Annotated in this window: 16 protein-coding genes; 11 read left to right on the top strand and 5 right to left on the bottom strand. The window is 70.9% G+C overall.

What is annotated here, in order from left to right:
* The first annotated feature begins 8 nt into the window (after positions 1–8).
* The 6 genes from coaD to mutM all read left to right on the top strand — a co-directional run bounded on the left by coaD (position 9) and on the right by mutM (position 4,398).
* Positions 9–488, top strand: a complete 480-nt coding sequence (gene coaD, locus AC5WRT_RS05270) for a pantetheine-phosphate adenylyltransferase (protein ID WP_496096962.1) — start codon at positions 9–11, stop codon at positions 486–488.
* Between the two features lie 57 nt (positions 489–545).
* Entirely contained in the window at positions 546–1,619 is a 1,074-nt protein-coding gene (locus AC5WRT_RS05265) for a cell division initiation protein (RefSeq protein ID WP_496099975.1), read from the top strand.
* A gap of 148 nt (positions 1,620–1,767) precedes the next feature.
* Positions 1,768–2,412 (top strand): YceD family protein, encoded by a 645-nt coding sequence (locus AC5WRT_RS05260; RefSeq protein WP_496096932.1) that lies wholly within the window; start codon positions 1,768–1,770, stop codon positions 2,410–2,412.
* 2 nt (positions 2,413–2,414) lie between these two features.
* Positions 2,415–2,588, top strand: coding sequence for a 50S ribosomal protein L32 (rpmF, locus tag AC5WRT_RS05255; protein ID WP_003951102.1), 174 nt, complete (start codon positions 2,415–2,417; stop codon positions 2,586–2,588).
* A gap of 8 nt (positions 2,589–2,596) precedes the next feature.
* On the top strand, positions 2,597–3,454 hold the full coding sequence (gene rnc / locus AC5WRT_RS05250; RefSeq protein WP_496096931.1) for a ribonuclease III: 858 nt from the start codon (positions 2,597–2,599) through the stop codon (positions 3,452–3,454).
* A gap of 83 nt (positions 3,455–3,537) precedes the next feature.
* Positions 3,538–4,398 carry a bifunctional DNA-formamidopyrimidine glycosylase/DNA-(apurinic or apyrimidinic site) lyase gene (gene mutM / locus AC5WRT_RS05245; RefSeq protein ID WP_496096930.1) on the top strand — a complete coding sequence of 287 codons (861 nt, stop codon included), beginning with the start codon at positions 3,538–3,540 and terminating at the stop codon, positions 4,396–4,398.
* Here mutM and AC5WRT_RS05240 read toward each other — a convergent pair.
* Positions 4,371–4,766, bottom strand: a complete 396-nt coding sequence (locus AC5WRT_RS05240) for a winged helix-turn-helix transcriptional regulator (RefSeq protein WP_496099974.1) — start codon at positions 4,764–4,766, stop codon at positions 4,371–4,373. The two genes, mutM and AC5WRT_RS05240, sit on opposite strands and share 28 nt — an antisense overlap.
* A 137-nt stretch (positions 4,767–4,903) precedes the next feature.
* On the opposite strand from AC5WRT_RS05240, the gene AC5WRT_RS05235 reads away from it, so the two are divergent.
* Entirely contained in the window at positions 4,904–5,497 is a 594-nt protein-coding gene (locus AC5WRT_RS05235; RefSeq protein WP_496096928.1) for a flavodoxin family protein, read from the top strand.
* Positions 5,498–5,815: 318 nt separating this feature from the next.
* Here the strand turns inward: AC5WRT_RS05235 and AC5WRT_RS05230 are convergent, their stop codons facing one another.
* Both AC5WRT_RS05230 and AC5WRT_RS05225 read right to left on the bottom strand, forming a co-directional pair.
* Complete coding sequence (locus AC5WRT_RS05230; RefSeq protein ID WP_496096927.1) at positions 5,816–6,064, bottom strand: hypothetical protein; 249 nt, start codon at positions 6,062–6,064, stop codon at positions 5,816–5,818.
* Positions 6,065–6,148: 84 nt separating this feature from the next.
* Positions 6,149–7,495, bottom strand: a complete 1,347-nt coding sequence (locus AC5WRT_RS05225) for a CAP domain-containing protein (protein ID WP_496096926.1) — start codon at positions 7,493–7,495, stop codon at positions 6,149–6,151.
* 181 nt (positions 7,496–7,676) lie between these two features.
* Here AC5WRT_RS05225 and AC5WRT_RS05220 point away from each other — a divergent pair, with 181 nt between their 5' ends.
* The 4 genes from AC5WRT_RS05220 to AC5WRT_RS05205 all read left to right on the top strand — a co-directional run bounded on the left by AC5WRT_RS05220 (position 7,677) and on the right by AC5WRT_RS05205 (position 14,068).
* Positions 7,677–7,958: an acylphosphatase gene (locus AC5WRT_RS05220; protein WP_496096925.1), complete on the top strand. Its 282-nt coding sequence runs from the start codon at positions 7,677–7,679 to the stop codon at positions 7,956–7,958.
* Positions 7,959–8,339: 381 nt separating this feature from the next.
* Complete coding sequence (locus tag AC5WRT_RS05215; protein ID WP_031167290.1) at positions 8,340–8,543, top strand: hypothetical protein; 204 nt, start codon at positions 8,340–8,342, stop codon at positions 8,541–8,543.
* A gap of 243 nt (positions 8,544–8,786) precedes the next feature.
* Positions 8,787–12,419: a chromosome segregation protein SMC gene (smc, locus tag AC5WRT_RS05210; RefSeq protein ID WP_496099973.1), complete on the top strand. Its 3,633-nt coding sequence runs from the start codon at positions 8,787–8,789 to the stop codon at positions 12,417–12,419.
* A 230-nt stretch (positions 12,420–12,649) separates the two neighbouring features.
* A complete protein-coding gene (locus tag AC5WRT_RS05205) occupies positions 12,650–14,068 on the top strand; it encodes a sugar porter family MFS transporter (protein WP_496096923.1) in 1,419 nt (472 codons plus the stop codon).
* 235 nt (positions 14,069–14,303) lie between these two features.
* Here AC5WRT_RS05205 and AC5WRT_RS05200 read toward each other — a convergent pair whose 3' ends face one another.
* Complete coding sequence (locus tag AC5WRT_RS05200; protein WP_496099972.1) at positions 14,304–15,287, bottom strand: LLM class flavin-dependent oxidoreductase; 984 nt, start codon at positions 15,285–15,287, stop codon at positions 14,304–14,306.
* 103 nt (positions 15,288–15,390) lie between these two features.
* On the bottom strand, positions 15,391–16,845 hold the full coding sequence (locus tag AC5WRT_RS05195; RefSeq protein ID WP_496099971.1) for a cytosine permease: 1,455 nt from the start codon (positions 16,843–16,845) through the stop codon (positions 15,391–15,393).
* Positions 16,846–16,931: the final 86 nt, after the last annotated feature.

The following is a 16,931-nucleotide window of genomic DNA, read 5'->3' as shown; positions in this document are numbered from 1 at the left end:
GATCACAAGTGCGCCGCGCCGTCTGTCCCGGGTCGTTCGACCCGATCACCAACGGACACCTCGACATCATTGCCCGCGCCTCCCGCCTGTACGACGAGGTCTACGTCGCGGTGATGATCAACAAGTCCAAGAAGGGCATGTTCGACATCGAGGAGCGGATCGAGCTGATCCGCGAGGTCACCGCCGACTACGCCAACGTCCGGGTCGAGGCCTTCCACGGCCTCCTCGTCGACTTCTGCAAGCAGCGCGACATCCCCGCCATCGTCAAGGGCCTGCGCGCCGTCAGCGATTTCGACTACGAGCTGCAGATGGCCCAGATGAACAACGGCCTCACCGGCGTCGAGACGCTCTTCGTGCCCACCAACCCCACCTACAGCTTCCTCTCCTCCTCCCTGGTCAAGGAGGTCGCGGCCTGGGGCGGCGACGTCTCCCGCCTGGTGCCCGCCCCGGTGCTCGAGGCCCTGAACAAGCGCCTGCGCACACCCTGATGGGACTACAGTCGTCCCGTCCGTCTCCATCCCGGCTGTAGAGAGTGGCGAGCACAGGTGGACGTGCAGAAGAAGCTCGACGAGATCGTCTCCGCGGTCGCCGGCGCCCGGGCCATGCCCATGTCGGCGTCCTGTGTGATCAACCGTGCCGATCTGCTCGCGATGCTGGAAGAGGTGCGCCAGGCCCTGCCCGGCTCCCTCGCGCAGGCGCAGGAACTGATCGGCGACCGTGAGCAGATGGTCGAGCAGGCCCGCCAGGAGGCCGAGCGGATCATCGAGAGCGCGCATGCCGAGCGCGGTTCGCTGGTCTCCGGCACCGAGATCGCCCGCCGCTCCCAGGCCGAGGCCGACCGGATCCTCGCCGAGGCCCGCAAGGAGGCGGAGGAGATCCGCGCGGAGGCCGACGACTACGTCGACTCCAAGCTCGCCAACTTCGAGGTCGTCCTCACCAAGACCCTCGGTTCGGTCGGCCGCGGCCGCGAGAAGCTGCTCGGCACCGGCCCCGGCCTGGACGAGAACGGCTACGAGGACGAGGACGCCCCCGAGCGCAGCCACGACCCGGAGACCCTGCGCCACAACGCCGACCAGTACGTCGACGCCAAGCTCGGCGCCTTCGAGGCGGTGCTGGCCAAGACCCTGGAGGCCGTCGGCCGCGGCCGGCAGAAGCTGCAGGGCCGCATCGCCACGGACGACCTCGGCGCCCTCGCCGACGACACCTCGACCTTCCAGCACTCCAGCGACGCCGACTACCTCGCCGACCTCGCCGCGCTCGCCGAGCAGGACACCCCGGCCGAGCGCCCGGACCGGTCGCAGCAGACCCCGCAGCAGCCGTCGTACGACCCGCAGCCCGCGTACGCGTACGAGCAGCAGCAGCCCGATCCCTACGGCGGCTTCCCGCAGCAGCCCGCCTACGGCGGGCAGGACCCCTACGGCTACCAGCAGGCCGACCCCTACGCCGGCTACCAGGGCTATGACCACCAGCAGGGCGCCTACGACCCCCAGCAGGCGCACCAGCAGTCCCCTCAGCACCAGCCGCAGCAGGGCTACGCCCTGGACGAGACCAGCCTCTTCGACACCAGCATGATCAGCGCGGAGCAGCTGAGGGCGTACGAGCAGGGCCGGGGGCTGTAGCGGGCCGACGCGGCCCGCCGACCACCGGATTGGGCCGTGAGCGAAAGGTCCAGTATCCTGGCTGTTCGGTCGCGCGTACGTCCGCGATCTCCGCTGCCCGCGGTACCGCAGGGCGGCGGCCCTCCGAGCTCGAAGATCGAAAGCAGGAATGGCCTCCAACGCCCGCCTCGACCACCGCAACCCTCTCGTGTTCGACACGCACGAGCTGGGCCGGCGGCCTGGCGCGCTCCAGCGCCTGACCCGCACGATCGACGCCCCCGCCGAGCTCGGCATCCAGGGGGTCATCGGAGTGCCGGAAGGCGCCCCGGTGGAGCTCGAACTCCGGCTCGAGTCGGTCATGGAAGGGGTGCTCGTCACAGGCACCGCCCGTGCACAGGCCGAGGGGGAGTGCGTAAGGTGTCTGGAGCCGGTCGGGCTGGAGCTCGAAGCGGACTTCCAGGAGCTGTTCTCGTACCCTGACGCCGACGACCGGGGCCGCGTGATCGCGGAACCGGGCGACGACGCCGAGGACGACGAGGACAGGTTCTTCCTCGAGGACGGACTGTTCGACCTCGAACCTCTGCTGCGCGATGCGGTGGTGCTCGCACTGCCGATGCAGCCGGTGTGCCGGGAGGACTGCCCGGGCCTGTGTTCCGAGTGCGGAGCGCGGCTCGCGGACGACCCGGACCACCACCACGACGCCGTCGACATCCGTTGGGCGGCTTTGCAGGGACTCGCCGGTTCACTCGGAGACGGCGAGAAGGACGAGATGAGCGGCGCCGAAGCGGGCGTCGACGAGAAGCAGGAGAAGTAGCCGTGGCTGTTCCGAAGCGGAAGATGTCGCGCAGCAACACGCGCCACCGCCGGTCGCAGTGGAAGGCTGCGGTCCCCACCCTGGTTGCGTGCGAGCGCTGCCACGAGCCCAAGCAGCAGCACATCGCGTGCCCGTCTTGCGGCACCTACAACAAGCGCCAGGTCCTCGAAGTCTGAGCGGGCTGGTGAGAGGCACTGTGTCCAGTCCCAAGAAGGCGGAAGACGCCAAGGCGGACGCACCCGCCAAGAAGAAGGCGGACAACCAGGCCTCGTCCCACACGCTTCTGGAAGGGCGGCTCGGCTACAAGGTCGAGTCCGCCCTTCTGGTGCGCGCGCTGACCCACCGTTCCTACGCGTACGAGAACGGCGGTCTGCCGACGAACGAGCGGCTGGAGTTCCTCGGGGACTCCGTGCTCGGCCTCGTCGTCACGGACACGCTGTACCGCATCCACCCCGACCTGCCCGAGGGCCAGCTGGCCAAGCTGCGGGCCGCGGTGGTCAACTCGCGTGCGCTGGCGGAGGTCGGCCGGGGCCTCGACCTGGGCTCCTTCATCCGGCTCGGCCGCGGTGAAGAGGGTACGGGCGGCCGGGACAAGGCGTCCATCCTCGCCGACACCCTGGAAGCGGTGATCGGCGCGGTCTATCTCGACCAGGGCCTCGAGGCGGCGTCCGAGCTGGTGCACCGGCTCTTCGACCCGCTGATCGAGAAGTCCTCCAACCTCGGTGCCGGCCTGGACTGGAAGACCAGTCTCCAGGAGCTCACCGCGACCGAAGGACTCGGCGTGCCCGAGTACCTGGTCACGGAGACCGGCCCCGACCACGAGAAGACCTTCACTGCTGCCGCCCGCGTCGGAGGCGTCTCGTACGGCACCGGCACCGGCCGCAGCAAGAAGGAGGCGGAGCAGCAGGCCGCCGAGTCCGCCTGGCGGGCCATCAAGGCCGCCGCGGACGAGCGCGCCAAGGCGGCCAAGGCGGCCCAGGAGGCCGACGAGGCGGCCAAGGCCGCCGTCAAGGACGACGAGTCGTCGTCCGCCCCCGCCTGACCCACAGCAGTACCGAGCGCCCGCCCCACCGTTCACGACGGGGCGGGCGCTCCGCTCATCCACAGCTCTGTACGGGGGTCCCGATGCCCGAGTTGCCCGAGGTCGAGGTCGTCCGGCGCGGCCTGGAGCGCTGGGTCGCGCACCGCACGGTCGCCGAGGTCGAGGTGCTGCACCCGCGCGCCGTACGTCGGCACGTCGCGGGCGCCGACGACTTCGCGCACAGGCTCAAGGGCCACCACATCGGTACGCCCAGTCGGCGCGGCAAGTACCTGTGGCTGCCGCTGGAGGAGACGAACCAGTCCGTCCTCGCCCACCTCGGCATGAGCGGCCAGCTGCTGGTGCAGCCGTACGAGACGCCGGACGAGAAGCACCTGCGCATCCGGGTCCGGTTCGCCGACTCCCTCGGCACCGAGCTCCGCTTCGTCGATCAGCGCACCTTCGGCGGGCTGTCGCTGCACGACAACACTCCCGAGGGCCTGCCCGACGTCATCGCGCACATCGCCCGCGACCCCCTGGACCCGCTCTTCGACGACGAGGCCTTCCACCTGGCGCTGCGCCGCAAGCGGACCACCATCAAGCGGGCGCTGCTGGACCAGTCGCTGATCAGCGGGGTCGGCAACATCTACGCGGACGAGGCCCTGTGGCGCGCCCGCATCCACTACGAGCGCCCGACGGCGAACTTCACCCGCCCGGTCACCGCCGAACTCCTCGGCCACGTCCGGGACGTGATGCACGCGGCCCTCGCCGTCGGCGGCACCAGCTTCGACAGCCTGTACGTCAACGTCAACGGCGAGTCGGGCTACTTCGACCGGTCCCTGGACGCGTACGGCCGCGAGGGCGAGCCGTGCCGGCGGTGCGGAACACCGATGCGCCGGCGCCCCTGGATGAACCGGTCCAGCTACTTCTGCCCGAGGTGTCAGCGGGCGCCGCGCGTCTCGTCGTAAAGCGCGCGTGCCGCGAGGACGTCGTCCATGGCGCCCTCCACACAGTGGATGAGCGCCAGCAGCCGCTCGGTCACCTGCCGGCCCAGGGGCGTCAGTTCGTAGTCCACGCGTGGCGGATTGGTCGGCTGTGCCTCGCGGTGCACCAGGCCGTCGCGCTCCAGCGCGTGCAACGTCTGGGACAGCATCTTCTCGCTCACGCCGTCGACGCGGCGGCGCAGTTCGTTGAAGCGCAGCGGGCTCTCGTACAGCGCGCCGAGCGTCAGTCCGCCCCAGCGGCCCGTGACGTGCTCCAGTGTGCCGCGCGAGGGGCAGGCCTTGGCGAAGACGTTGTACGCGAGGTCGTCGTGGTCCCGGGTGGTGGCGGTCATGACATCAGGGTACGCGCGCGCAGCGCTAACCACCAGCTTGCACTAACTCAAAGTTAGTGCTTTCCTGAAGTCACTGCTTCTGAGCTGCCCGTGCCGCTGCCGGACGGTGCAGCCGTGCTGCCACTCGAGGAGACCCTGTGACCACCCCTGTCGTTTCGATCGCCTACCACTCCGGCCACGGGCACACCGCCGTACTCGCCGAGGCCGTCCGCGCCGGTGCCGCCGAGGCGGGTGCCGAGGTGCACCTGATCAAGGTCGACGAGATCACCGACGCGCAGTGGGAGACGCTGGACCGCTCCGACGCGATCGTCTTCGGCTCGCCCACCTACATGGGCACCGCCTCCGGTGCCTTCCACGTGTTCGCCGAGGCGACCTCCAAGCGCTGGTTCGGCCAGGACTGGAAGGACAAGCTGGCCGCCGGCTTCACCAACTCCGGCTCCAAGAGCGGCGACAAGCTGCACACCCTGCAGTTCTTCCAGATCCTGGCCGCACAGCACGGGATGAACTGGATCAACCTGGGCCTGCACCCCGGCTGGAACAACAGCGCGGGTTCCGAGAACGACCTCAACCGCCTCGGCGTCTTCGCGGGCGCGGCCGCCCAGACCAATGTGGACGAGGGTCCTGACGCCGTGCACAAGTCCGACATCGCCACGGCCGAGCACCTGGGCCGCCGGGTGACGCAGACGGCCCGGACGTTCGCCCGGGGCAAGGGCGCCGTACCGGCTCGGTGACCGGTTCAGCGCGCGCCAGGCGTCCGTCGCCGACAGGGTGACGGCGCCGTACCGGTGGTGATCCGCCGGCTCGACCCACGTGGCAGGGTCGTCGAGGGCCGTGGGGAGGTCGGCGCGCGACGGGCTCGCCGTACTGGGCGCCCTTCCTGCCGTCGGGTGCGGTCCACCGCGCGAAGCGGTGGACCCGGACCCGGCCGGCGGGCCCGCGTCGGTCACCATGACCGCCGCAGTAGCCGAAGCTGCTCCTTCGCCCACAGCACGGATCAGCGGCCCGCGATCCCCGCCCCGGCGGCGAAGGCTGTGGACCGGTCGGCTGGATCACTTCTTCCGAATGCCGGTCCTCCGCTCCATGACCTCGCGGAACGCCTCGGCGAGCGTACGCAGTTGCTGCCGTCGTGCTCGCTCGGCCTTGCGCCTCGCTCGTCGGGCGTCGGCGATGCGCATCGACGTGCCGCCGACGCCGGCGGCGAGCCACAGTGAGGCGTGGACGAAGGCGTGTCGGTATACGTGGTGGACGCCGATGGCACAGGCGTCGAGAAGCAGCAGACGCCCGGACCACCGGCGCATCGCATCGGCGTTCCGCTCGAACCATCGCGTGGCGTCACGGTGCCCGGCCCCTCCGCCTCCCCCACCGGTCCTCCGGCGGCTGTCTCAGTACCCGAAGTCCTGTGTCCACCAGGGTCCGCCCGGGCCGAAGTGGACGCCCACGCCCAGGGTCCTGAAGTCGCAGTTCAGTATGTTGGCGCGATGGCCGGGGCTGTTCATCCAGGCCTCCATCACGGCCGCCGCGTCGGCCTGGCCGCGGGCTATGTTCTCGCCGCCGAGGTTGGTTATGCCCGCCGCCGCGGCCCGGTCCCACGGCGACTTGCCGTCCGGGTCGGTGTGATCGAAGAAGTCCCGCGCCGCCATGTCACCACTGAACGACTCGGCCAGCTTGCTCAGGGAGGAGTTCGCCGTCAGCGGGGTGCAGCCGACCTTCGCCCGCTCCTGGTTGACGAGCTTCAGCACCTGCGCCTCGGCGGCGTTCGCCGCCGGCACCGTGCCCGGCGCGCTGCTCGCCGTGGGCGCCTTGCTCGCCGTATGCGACGGGGTGGTCAGGGGCTTGCCGGCCGGTGTCGCCGTGGCAGGCTTCCCGGTCGCCTTCTTCGAGGGGGTGGTCGTGGGGGACGCCGAGGCCGACGGTGACGGCGACGGCGATGCCGACGAGGAGGCGGACCGGCTCGGCGACCGAGGGGTCGTGCCGGCCGGGCCGGCGCCTGTCGCGCCCCCGGGGCTGTCGGCGCTGCCCGAACTGCCGCCCTGCTCCGCGGCCGTGTTGCCCGGCGCGTTCGCCGCCTGCACCCGGTCCCCGCCGGTCGTGTGGCTGCCGCCGCCGAGCCGGTAGCTCTGCAGGCCCGGCACCACGCCGGCCGCCACTGCGGCCGTACCGAAGGCGACGGCCGCGGACACCCCGAGCAGGCCCGTGCGCACCGGCCGCGCGGTCTTCTTCCGGCGGCGGTGGCCGGGGGAACGGTTGCCCGCCGAGGCGAAGCCATCGCCTCCGGGACCGCCCCGGCCGCCGTCCTCGGCCGCGAACAGGTAAGCGTGCGCCCGCGCCGTCGCGTCGGCACGGTCCAGCGGCCGAAGACCCGTCGCCGGGGTGTGGGCCTCCGGGTTCAGATACGGGGCGATGCCGCGGGGAGTCCGGCTGTGCGCGTACGGCGCGAAGTTCCGTGCAGTGCGGTCACCCGCGTACGGGGCGAGGTACCAGGCGGCGCGGTCGTCCGCGTACGGCGCCAGGTCCCAGGGTTCCGGCTCGCTCGTGTACGGGTCCCGGGGCGCCCACGCATCCGCGTACGGCGCCGGGTTGTCCCAGGGCTCCGGTGCGCGGCGGACGATCTCACCCTCGTACACGTCCCGCGGCTCCACGCTTCCCCCGGGGGAGTGCTCCGTCCGGGGAACCCCCGTGGCGCGGCCCGTGGTGGCGCGGCCGGCGTCGGTGCGTCGGTGGCGTCCCATGTCCTTGCCCTCTTTCGCATCCTCGCGGGCGACCGGCGCCTGTGCGGCGAGTGACGCCGCTTGGCCGACCCGACTCACTCGAACGAGTGAGTTTCATATGAGATTCATCGGGTCGGGACGGTACCGCATGCCACCCACGGGGGGTGTGTCCCGAGCGACATCGGCCGGTTAGGTTGCACCCATGAGCGAAGATGTACGGCTGGTCGCCTGGGTGCGCGGACGCGTGCAAGGTGTGGGTTTCCGCTGGTTCACGCGGGCCAGGGCGCTGGAGATCGGCGGGCTGCGTGGTTTTGCTCTCAATTTGGCCGACGGCCGGGTCCAGGTGGTCGCGGAGGGTTCGCGCGAGGGCTGCGAGGGGCTGCTGGACTGGCTCCAGGGCGACGACACGCCCGGGCGCGTCGAGGGAGTCACCGAGATCTGGGACACACCCCGCGGCGGCTACGACGGCTTCGCCATCCGCTGAGCCGGTTTCCGTGAAGGCGCGCGACCGGCGCACGGGGGCTTGCCGGGGGCACGTGCGGGAAGCGGAAACGACCTGGTGGTTGCCAAGAACGGCCCGGCATGGCAGGCTCCGCTGGTACCAGCTGATCGTCACGCCCTGAGGCACCGGATGACATGCAGCGTCGCCGATTTCCCCGGCCGCGCGCCCGGTTTGCCCCCCAATACAGGGCGTGATCGTGTTGACCGTCAAACTTTTTGGTGAGACGCTGAAAGCCCCGCGCACCTTAGCTGTTTGGCATGGAGCAACACCAGATCCACACCTGGATGTGCCAAGCACCGCGGGTGCAATCCCTCACGACCCACACCGCATCGGTCGGTCACTCATTGTGGAGGACCATCCATCATGGCAAAGGCGCTTCTCGGTTACGTCGGCGGCTCCGACCCTCGACTCCTCGCCGAGATGCGACGGCTGCAGCAGCGTGTACAGGACCTGGAGTCCGAGCTCGTACGGATCCAGGCGGAGAACGAAGCGCTGTCGGCTGCCGCCTCTCAGGACAGGATCATGGAGAGCATCGACGCACACCAGGCGGAGCCTGCGCTCACCTGATCGCTGCATCAGCTCCACAACAGCAGTCGCAGTGATCGGGCTGCCGTATCAACCGCTCAGCCGATCCGACGGCCGCGATCCGGTCGTCGGAGTTGCAAGGGACGCTTCGGCGTCCCTTCTTTCTTTGCCACGCATCCTTTCACTGCCTTTAACGTACGGTGTGCCCTGCATGTTCAATGGCGAAACCGCGCGGTTGCGAGGGCTCATGGAGTGAGATAGCGGCTCCCGGTAGAGTCCAGCGGCGTGCACCTCAAGGCCCTGACCCTCCGCGGGTTCAAGTCGTTCGCCTCGGCGACCACGCTCCGGTTCGAACCGGGGATCACGTGTGTCGTCGGTCCGAACGGCTCGGGCAAGTCCAATGTCGTGGACGCGCTCAGCTGGGTCATGGGCGAACAGGGCGCCAAGTCGTTGCGCGGCGGCAAGATGGAGGACGTCATCTTCGCCGGCACCACCGGCCGCCCCCCGCTGGGCCGCGCCGAGGTGTCCCTGACCATCGACAACTCCGACGGCGCGCTGCCCATCGAGTACGCCGAGGTCACCATCACGCGGATCATGTTCCGCAACGGGGGCAGCGAATACCAGATCAACGGTGACACCTGCCGCCTCCTGGACATCCAGGAACTCCTCTCCGACTCCGGCATCGGCCGCGAGATGCACGTCATCGTCGGCCAGGGCCAGCTCGACTCCGTGCTGCACGCCGACCCCATGGGCCGCCGCGCCTTCGTCGAGGAGGCCGCGGGCGTCCTCAAGCACCGCAAGCGCAAGGAGAAGGCGCTGCGCAAGCTGGACGCGATGCAGGCCAACCTCGCGCGCGTGCAGGACCTCACCGACGAACTGCGCCGCCAGCTCAAGCCCCTGGGCCGCCAGGCGGCGGTCGCGCGCAGGGCCGCCGTCATCCAGGCGGACCTGCGTGACGCGCGCCTGCGCCTGCTCGCCGACGACCTGGTACGCCTGCGGGAGGCCCTCAAGGCCGAGATCGCCGACGAGGCCGCACTGAAGGAGCGCAAGGAGGCCGCCGAGCAGGAGCTGAAGAAGGCCCTGCACCGCGAGGCCCTCCTGGAGGACGAGGTACGGCAGCTCACGCCCCGCCTCCAGCGCGCCCAGCAGACCTGGTACGAGCTGTCCCAGCTGGCCGAGCGCGTCCGCGGCACCGTCTCGCTCGCGGACGCGCGCGTGAAGAGCGCCACCTCCGCGCCGGTGGACGAGCGCCGTGGCCGGGATCCCGAGGACCTGGAGCGCGAGGCCGCCCGCATCCGCGAACAGGAGGCCGAGCTGGAGGCGGCCCTGGAGGCGGCGCAGCGCGCCCTCGACGACACCGTCGCCCACCGGGCCGAACTGGAGCGGGAGCTGGCCGTCGAGGAACGCCGTCTGAAGGACGTCGCCCGCGCCATCGCCGACCGTCGCGAGGGCCTTGCCAGGCTGTCCGCGCAGGTCGACGCGGCCCGCTCCCGCGCGGCCTCCGCCCAGGCCGAGATCGACCGGCTGGCCGCGGCCCGCGACGAGGCCCAGGAGCGCGCCGCGCGCGCCCAGGAGGAGTACGAGACCCTGAAGGCGGAGGTCGACGGCCTCGACGCCGACGACGCGGACCTGGCGGAACGGCACGAGGCGACCAGGCGCCGGTTCGCCGAGGCGGACGCCGCCCTGAGCACCGCCCGCGAGGCCCTCACCACGGCCGAACGCACCCGCGCCGCGACCCAGGCCCGCCACGAGGCACTGGCCCTCGGCCTGCGCCGCAAGGACGGCACGGGCATACTCCTCGGCGCCCGCGAGCGCCTCACCGGAATCCTGGGCCCGGCGGCGGAACTGGTGACGGTCACCCCGGGTTACGAGGTCCCCGTGGCGGCGGCTTTCGGCGCGGCGGCGGACGCGATCGCGGTCTCCGGCCCGGCAGCGGCGGCCGAAGCGCTGCGCATGCTCCGCAAGCAGGACGGAGGAAGAGCGGCCCTCTTGCTGGCGGGGGCACCGGAGGCGCCCGGAGGGGGCGCGGGGCAGCATCGACATGCGGCTCCGCCGCAGCGGCCGACCAGCCACGACGTACCCGCAGCCGCCGAGCAGACCCTCGCCGCGCCTCCCGGCACGCGCTTCGCCGCCGATCTGATGCGTGGCCCCGCCGACCTCATGCCCGCCGTCCGTCGCCTCCTGCGAGGAATCGTGGTCGTCGGCACCCTCGAGGACGCCGAAGACCTCGTCGGCGCGCACCCGGAACTCACCGCCGTCACCGCCGACGGCGACCTCCTCGGCGCCCACTTCGCCCACGGCGGCTCCGCCGGCGCCCCCAGCCTGCTGGAGGTGCAGGCCTCCGTCGACGAGGCCGCGGCCGAGCTGGCCGAGCTGGCGGTGCGCTGCGACGACCTGGCCGCCGAGCAGCGGGCGGCGGCCGAACGGCGTGCCGAGGCCGCCACCCTCGTGGAAGAGCTGGCGGAGCGGCGCCGGGCCGCCGACCGGGAGAAGTCCGCCGTGGCCCAGCAGCTCGGCCGGCTCGCCGGTCAGGCGCGCGGTGCCGCCGGGGAGGCCGAGCGGTCGGCCGCGGCCGCTGCGCGCGCCCAGGAGGCGCTGGACAAGGCCGTGCAGGAGGCCGAGGAGCTGGCCGAGCGGCTGGCCGTCGCCGAGGAGATGCCGGCCGAGGAGGAACCGGACACCTCCGTGCGCGACCGGCTCGCCGCCGACGGCGCCAACGCCCGGCAGACCGAGATGGAGGCCAGGCTCCAGGTCCGTACGCACGAGGAGCGGGTGAAGGGGCTCGCCGGACGGGCCGACGCGCTGGACCGGGCCGCCCGTGCGGAACGTGAGGCACGCGTGCGTGCCGAGCAGCGCCGTGCGCGGCTGCGGCACGAGGCGGCCGTCGCGGAGGCCGTCGCCTCGGGCGCCCGGCAGCTGCTCGCGCACATCGAGGTCTCCCTCGCCCGCGCCGAGCGGGAGCGCACCGCCGCCGAGGCCGCGAAGGCGCGCCGGGAACAGGAGCTGGCCGCCGCACGCGCCCAGGGCCGCGACCTCAAGGCCGAGCTGGACAAGCTCACCGACTCCGTCCACCGCGGTGAGGTGCTCGGCGCCGAGAAACGGCTGCGCATGGAGCAGCTGGAGAGCAGGGCGCTGGAGGAGCTGGGGGTCGAGCCGGAGGGGCTGGTGGCCGAGTACGGCCCGCACCAGCCCGTGCCGCCCTCGCCCCCCGCGGACGGCGAGGTCCTGCCGGAGGACCCGGACGACCCGCGCAACCAGCCGCGCCCCTTCGTACGGGCCGAGCAGGAGAAGCGGCTCAAGGCCGCCGAGCGGGCGTACCAGCAGCTCGGCAAGGTCAACCCGCTGGCGCTGGAGGAGTTCGCGGCGCTGGAGGAGCGGCACAAGTTCCTCAGCGAGCAGCTGGAGGACCTGAAGAAGACCCGCGCCGACCTGCTGCAGGTGGTGAAGGAGGTCGACGAGCGGGTCGAGCAGGTCTTCACCGAGGCCTACCGGGACACCGCCCGCGAGTTCGAGGGCGTCTTCAGCCGTCTTTTCCCGGGCGGCGAGGGCCGGCTCGTGCTCACCGACCCGGACAACATGCTCACCACCGGTGTGGACGTCGAGGCGCGCCCGCCCGGCAAGAAGGTCAAGCGGCTCAGCCTCCTTTCCGGCGGCGAGCGCTCGCTGACCGCCGTCGCGCTGCTGGTGTCGATCTTCAAGGCCCGGCCGAGCCCGTTCTACGTCATGGACGAGGTCGAGGCGGCCCTGGACGACACCAACCTCCAGCGGCTGATCCGGATCATGCAGGAGCTGCAGGAGACCTCGCAGCTGATCGTGATCACGCACCAGAAGCGCACGATGGAGGTCGCCGACGCGCTCTACGGCGTCTCCATGCAGGGTGACGGCGTGTCAAAGGTCATCTCACAGCGCCTTCGTTAGCGCGGAGCCAAAGATCAACTTCACTCTATGTTCAAGAAGTGAACGCGTTGCGGCCTCAGGCCTTCCCCACTTCTGTCGAAAAACTCACAGCAGTCGACCTATTGACTTCGAAACTTGAAGACATAGTCTCTGCAACGTTGCTTTTACCTTCAGGACTCGCCTGTAACAGGTCCCACCTGTAAGGGCTCGCCCCCCACGCGGCAGCGCTGCCGCGGCCCGAGGAGATACACGTGACCAGCACTACGCAGGCACCTCAGTCAGGAGTCAGGACGGCTCATCCCGAGCATCTCGGGCACGTCATCTTCATCGCGGCGGCCGCCGCCATGGGCGGCTTCCTCTTCGGTTACGACAGCTCCGTCATCAACGGCGCGGTCGAGGCCATCCGTGACCGCTACGACGTCGGCTCCGCGGCCCTCGCCCAGGTCATCGCGATCGCCCTGATCGGCTGTGCCGTCGGCGCCGCGACCGCCGGCCGCATAGCCGACCGGATCGGCCGCATCCGCTGCATGCAGATCGCCGCCGTCCTCTTCACGATCAGCGCCGTCGGCTCCGCGCTGCCCTTCGCCCTGTGGGACCTCGCCCTGTGGCGCATCGTCGGCGGCTTCGCCATCGGCATGGCCTCCGTCATCGGCCCCGCCTACATCGCCGAGGTCGCCCCGCCCGCCTACCGCGGCCGGCTCGGTTCCTTCCAGCAGGCGGCGATCGTCGTCGGCATCGCCATCTCCCAGCTCGTCAACTGGGGCCTGCTCAACGCGGCCGGCGGCAACCAGCGCGGCCACCTGATGGGCCTGGAGGCCTGGCAGGTCATGCTCGGCGTGATGGTCGTCCCGGCCGTTCTGTACGGCCTGCTCTCCTTCGCGATCCCCGAGTCCCCGCGCTTCTTGATCTCGGTCGGCAAGCACGACCGCGCCCGCGAGATCCTCGCCGAGGTCGAGGGCGAGAACACCGATCTGAACGGCCGTGTCGCCGAGATCGAGCTGGCGATGAAGAGCGAGCGCCGGTCCACCTTCAAGGACCTGCTCGGCGGCGGCTTCTTCTTCAAGCCGATCGTCTGGGTCGGTATCGGCCTGTCGGTCTTCCAGCAGTTCGTCGGCATCAACGTCGCGTTCTACTACTCCTCGACGCTGTGGCAGTCGGTCGGTGTCGACCCGACGGACTCGTTCTTCTACTCCTTCACGACGTCGATCATCAACATCGTCGGCACCGTGATCGCGATGATCTTCGTGGACCGCGTCGGCCGCAAGCCGCTCGCGCTCATCGGCTCGATCGGCATGGCCGTCGGCCTCGCCCTGGAGGCCTGGGCGTTCTCGTCCCACCTGGTCGACGGCAGGCTCCCCGCCACCCAGGGCTGGGTCGCGCTGATCGCCGCCCACCTGTTCGTCCTCTTCTTCGCCCTCTCCTGGGGCGTGGTGGTCTGGGTCATGCTCGGCGAGATGTTCCCGAACAAGATCCGCGCCGCCGCCCTGGGCGTGGCAGCCGCAGCGCAGTGGATCGCCAACTGGGCCATCACCGCGAGTTTCCCGTCCCTGGCCGACTGGAACCTCTCCGGCACCTACGTGATCTACACCGTCTTCGCCGCGCTCTCCATCCCGTTCGTCCTGAAGTTCGTCAAGGAGACGAAGGGCAAGTCCCTGGAGGAGATGGGCTGACCGGCCCCGCGAACCCGAGGAGAAGGGCCAAGTCCCCGCTGCCCCTCTCCTCGCGCCCTCCGCCGCCCCCGCTCCGGCCACTGCCCGGACCGGGGGCGGCGGTGTCGTGCGGTCCCCCGCCCCGTCGCACCCCGTTGTCGGTGCCGCCCGCCCCAGTGATCCGACACGTTCGACGAGCCTCACGACATCGACCCGGCGTCGCCGCACCACGCGATCCAGCGGCTCGGCCGCACCCTCATCGCGAGGCACGGTCCTCCAGCTCCGGCAGCACCCGTTCCGCGAAGAGCCCGAGGCTGCGCCAGCCCTCCTCCACCGGCATCCCACCGACCAGCGGATGCAGGACGAGACTGCCGCCGCGCAGCGCCACGCATTCCTGAGGCGTGAGGATCCGGTACACGCCCTCCGCACGCAGCTCCGCCACCGTCGTGGCCGCCGACCGCACGGCCGAGCGGACCCCGCCCGACTGCCAGGAGGCGTAGGTACGGGCCTCGTGCAGGAGGTGCTCGCCGTAGAGGGCCCAGGCCCGGTCCGGGTCCTCGGCGATGTGCAGCAGGGGCGTCTCGGCCGCGGGCATCATCACCCAGCCCTCGGTGCCGTACTCGGCCAGCCGCTCCTTGTAGTAGGCCTCCAGTTCCGGGAGGTACGCGCTCGGGAAGAACGGCAGACCCAGGCGGGCGGCCCGCCGGGCTGCGGCCTCGGAGGAGCCGCCGACCAGGAGGAGGGGGTGCGGATCGGTGTACGGGCGCGGGGTGAGCCGTACCGTACGGCCCCGGTACGCGAACGCCTCGCCGGACCACGCCTTCAGCAGGGTCTCCAGCAGTTCGTCCTGGAGCCGGCCCCGGCGTCTCCAGTCGACGCCGAACAGGGCGTACTCCTCGGGGCGGTAGCCGATCCCGGCCACCGTCACCAGGCGGCCGCCGCTCAGCAGGTCCAGGACGGCGATCTCCTCCGCCAGCCGCAGCGGGTCGTGCAGCGGGCCGATCACCGCCGACACCGTGACGGCGATGTTCCGGGTGGCCCCGAAGACCGCGCCCGCGAAGGCGAAGGGCGACGGCAGCCAGTTGTCCCCGGCGCCGTGGTGCTCCTCGGTCTGCACGGTGCCGATCCCGTGCTCGTCCGCGTACGCGGCCATCTCCAGGGCGGCCCGGTACCGGGCGGAGAGCTCGGCGGGGCCGGCGCCTGGAGCGACGAGGTTGAAACGGACGACCGTGACGGGCATGGGAAGTCCCCCTCCGGTGCGATGCGGTGGAGGGGAACGTTATCTGACGCTTCGTCAGATGACCAGGTCGGGACGCGCCGGACGAAGCCGTACCTGCGGCCCGTCAGGCGTTGACGGTCGCGCGCTCCTCGGCCGGTGCCGCCTCGGCGGCCTCCGTCCGCTTCGCCACCGGCTTCGGCAGGACCAGGTACAGCACGCCCGAGATCACGATCGTGGCCACCCAGCCGAGGCCGTACTCGCCGATGACGTTGTTCTTCACCAGCGGGCCGGTGAACCAGTCCGAGGTCGTGAACATCAGGCCCGAGACCAGGCCGATCACCCAGGAGGCCACGGCCGCGGGGGAGAAGCCGCCCTTGTACCAGTAGGCGCTGGTGCGGCTGGTGTCGGCCATCGCCGCGCCGTCGTACTCGGTGCGGCGCAGCATGTCCGCGCCGAAGACGCCGACCCACGCGGAGAAGGCCACCGCCAGCAGCGACAGGAAGGCGATGAACGAGCCCATGAAGCTCGTCGCCACCAGCATCAGCACCCCGCCGAACGCCAGCGAGATGACGGCGTTCACCGAGACCGCCCAGTGCCGCGGCACCTTGAAGCCCAGCGTCTGCGCCGTGAAGCCCGCCGAGTACATCGACATCGAGTTGATCAGCAACATGCCGATCAGCGCGATGAACAGGTACGGCACCGCAATCCAGGTCGGCAGGATCTCGGCGAGGAAGGACACCGGGTCGGTGGCCTTGGCCAGGTCCGGCGTGGACACGGCCATCACCGCGCCCATCAGCACCATGGGGAGCACGACGACACCGGCGCCGCCCACCGCCGTGCCGACGATCGCCCTCGAGGACGCCGTACGGGGCAGGTAGCGGGTGAAGTCCGGAGCGGACGGGATCCAACTGACACCGCCGGCCGCGATCATGCCGACACCGGTGATCACCGCCGCCGTCGAGCCGGCGCCGTGGTGCACCACCTCCGACCAGTCGGTGTTGGCCACCAGGTAGGCCAGGACCAGCACAGAGAACAGACCGAAGAGACAGGTCGCGTACTTGTTGCACCTCTGCACGGCGTTGATGCCGAGCCCGGAGATCGCGAAGGTCGCGACCACGAACGCCAGCAGCATCACCAGGTCGAGCACGCTGTCGGCCTTCAGACCGAACGCGATGTCCAGGATGGTGAGCATCGCGTAGGCGCCGGTGACCGCGTTGATCGTCTCCCAGCCCCAGCGCGCGACCCAGATCAGCGAACCGGGCAGCAGATTGCCGCGCTGGCCGAAGACCGCGCGCGAGAGCGCCATGCCGGGTGCGCCGCCGCGCTTGCCCGCGATCCCGATCAGACCGACCAGGCCGTAGGACACGGCCGGCGCGGCCACCGCGACGGCGAGCGCCTGCCAGATGTCCAGGTGGTACGCCACGACCAGGCTCGCGCCCATCGTCAGCAGCAACACGCTGATGTTGGCGCCCACCCAGGTGGGGAACAGCTCACGGGTCTTCGCGGTGCGTTCGCGATCAGGGACCTGTTCGATGCCTCGGGTCTCGAGAGCACCTTCTGTCTCGACGGTTTTGCTCATCAAAAAGGGGGCCAGACGTGGGGGGACAGGGGGCGGTCGGGACTCTACGCGCGTGGACGGAGCTGTCACCATCGTACTTTGCTTCG

This window comes from Streptomyces sp. NTD91, assembly GCF_059510455.1.
The sequence above is the reverse complement of the archived record's forward strand: the minus strand, read 5'-3'. Positions and strand labels throughout refer to the sequence as shown.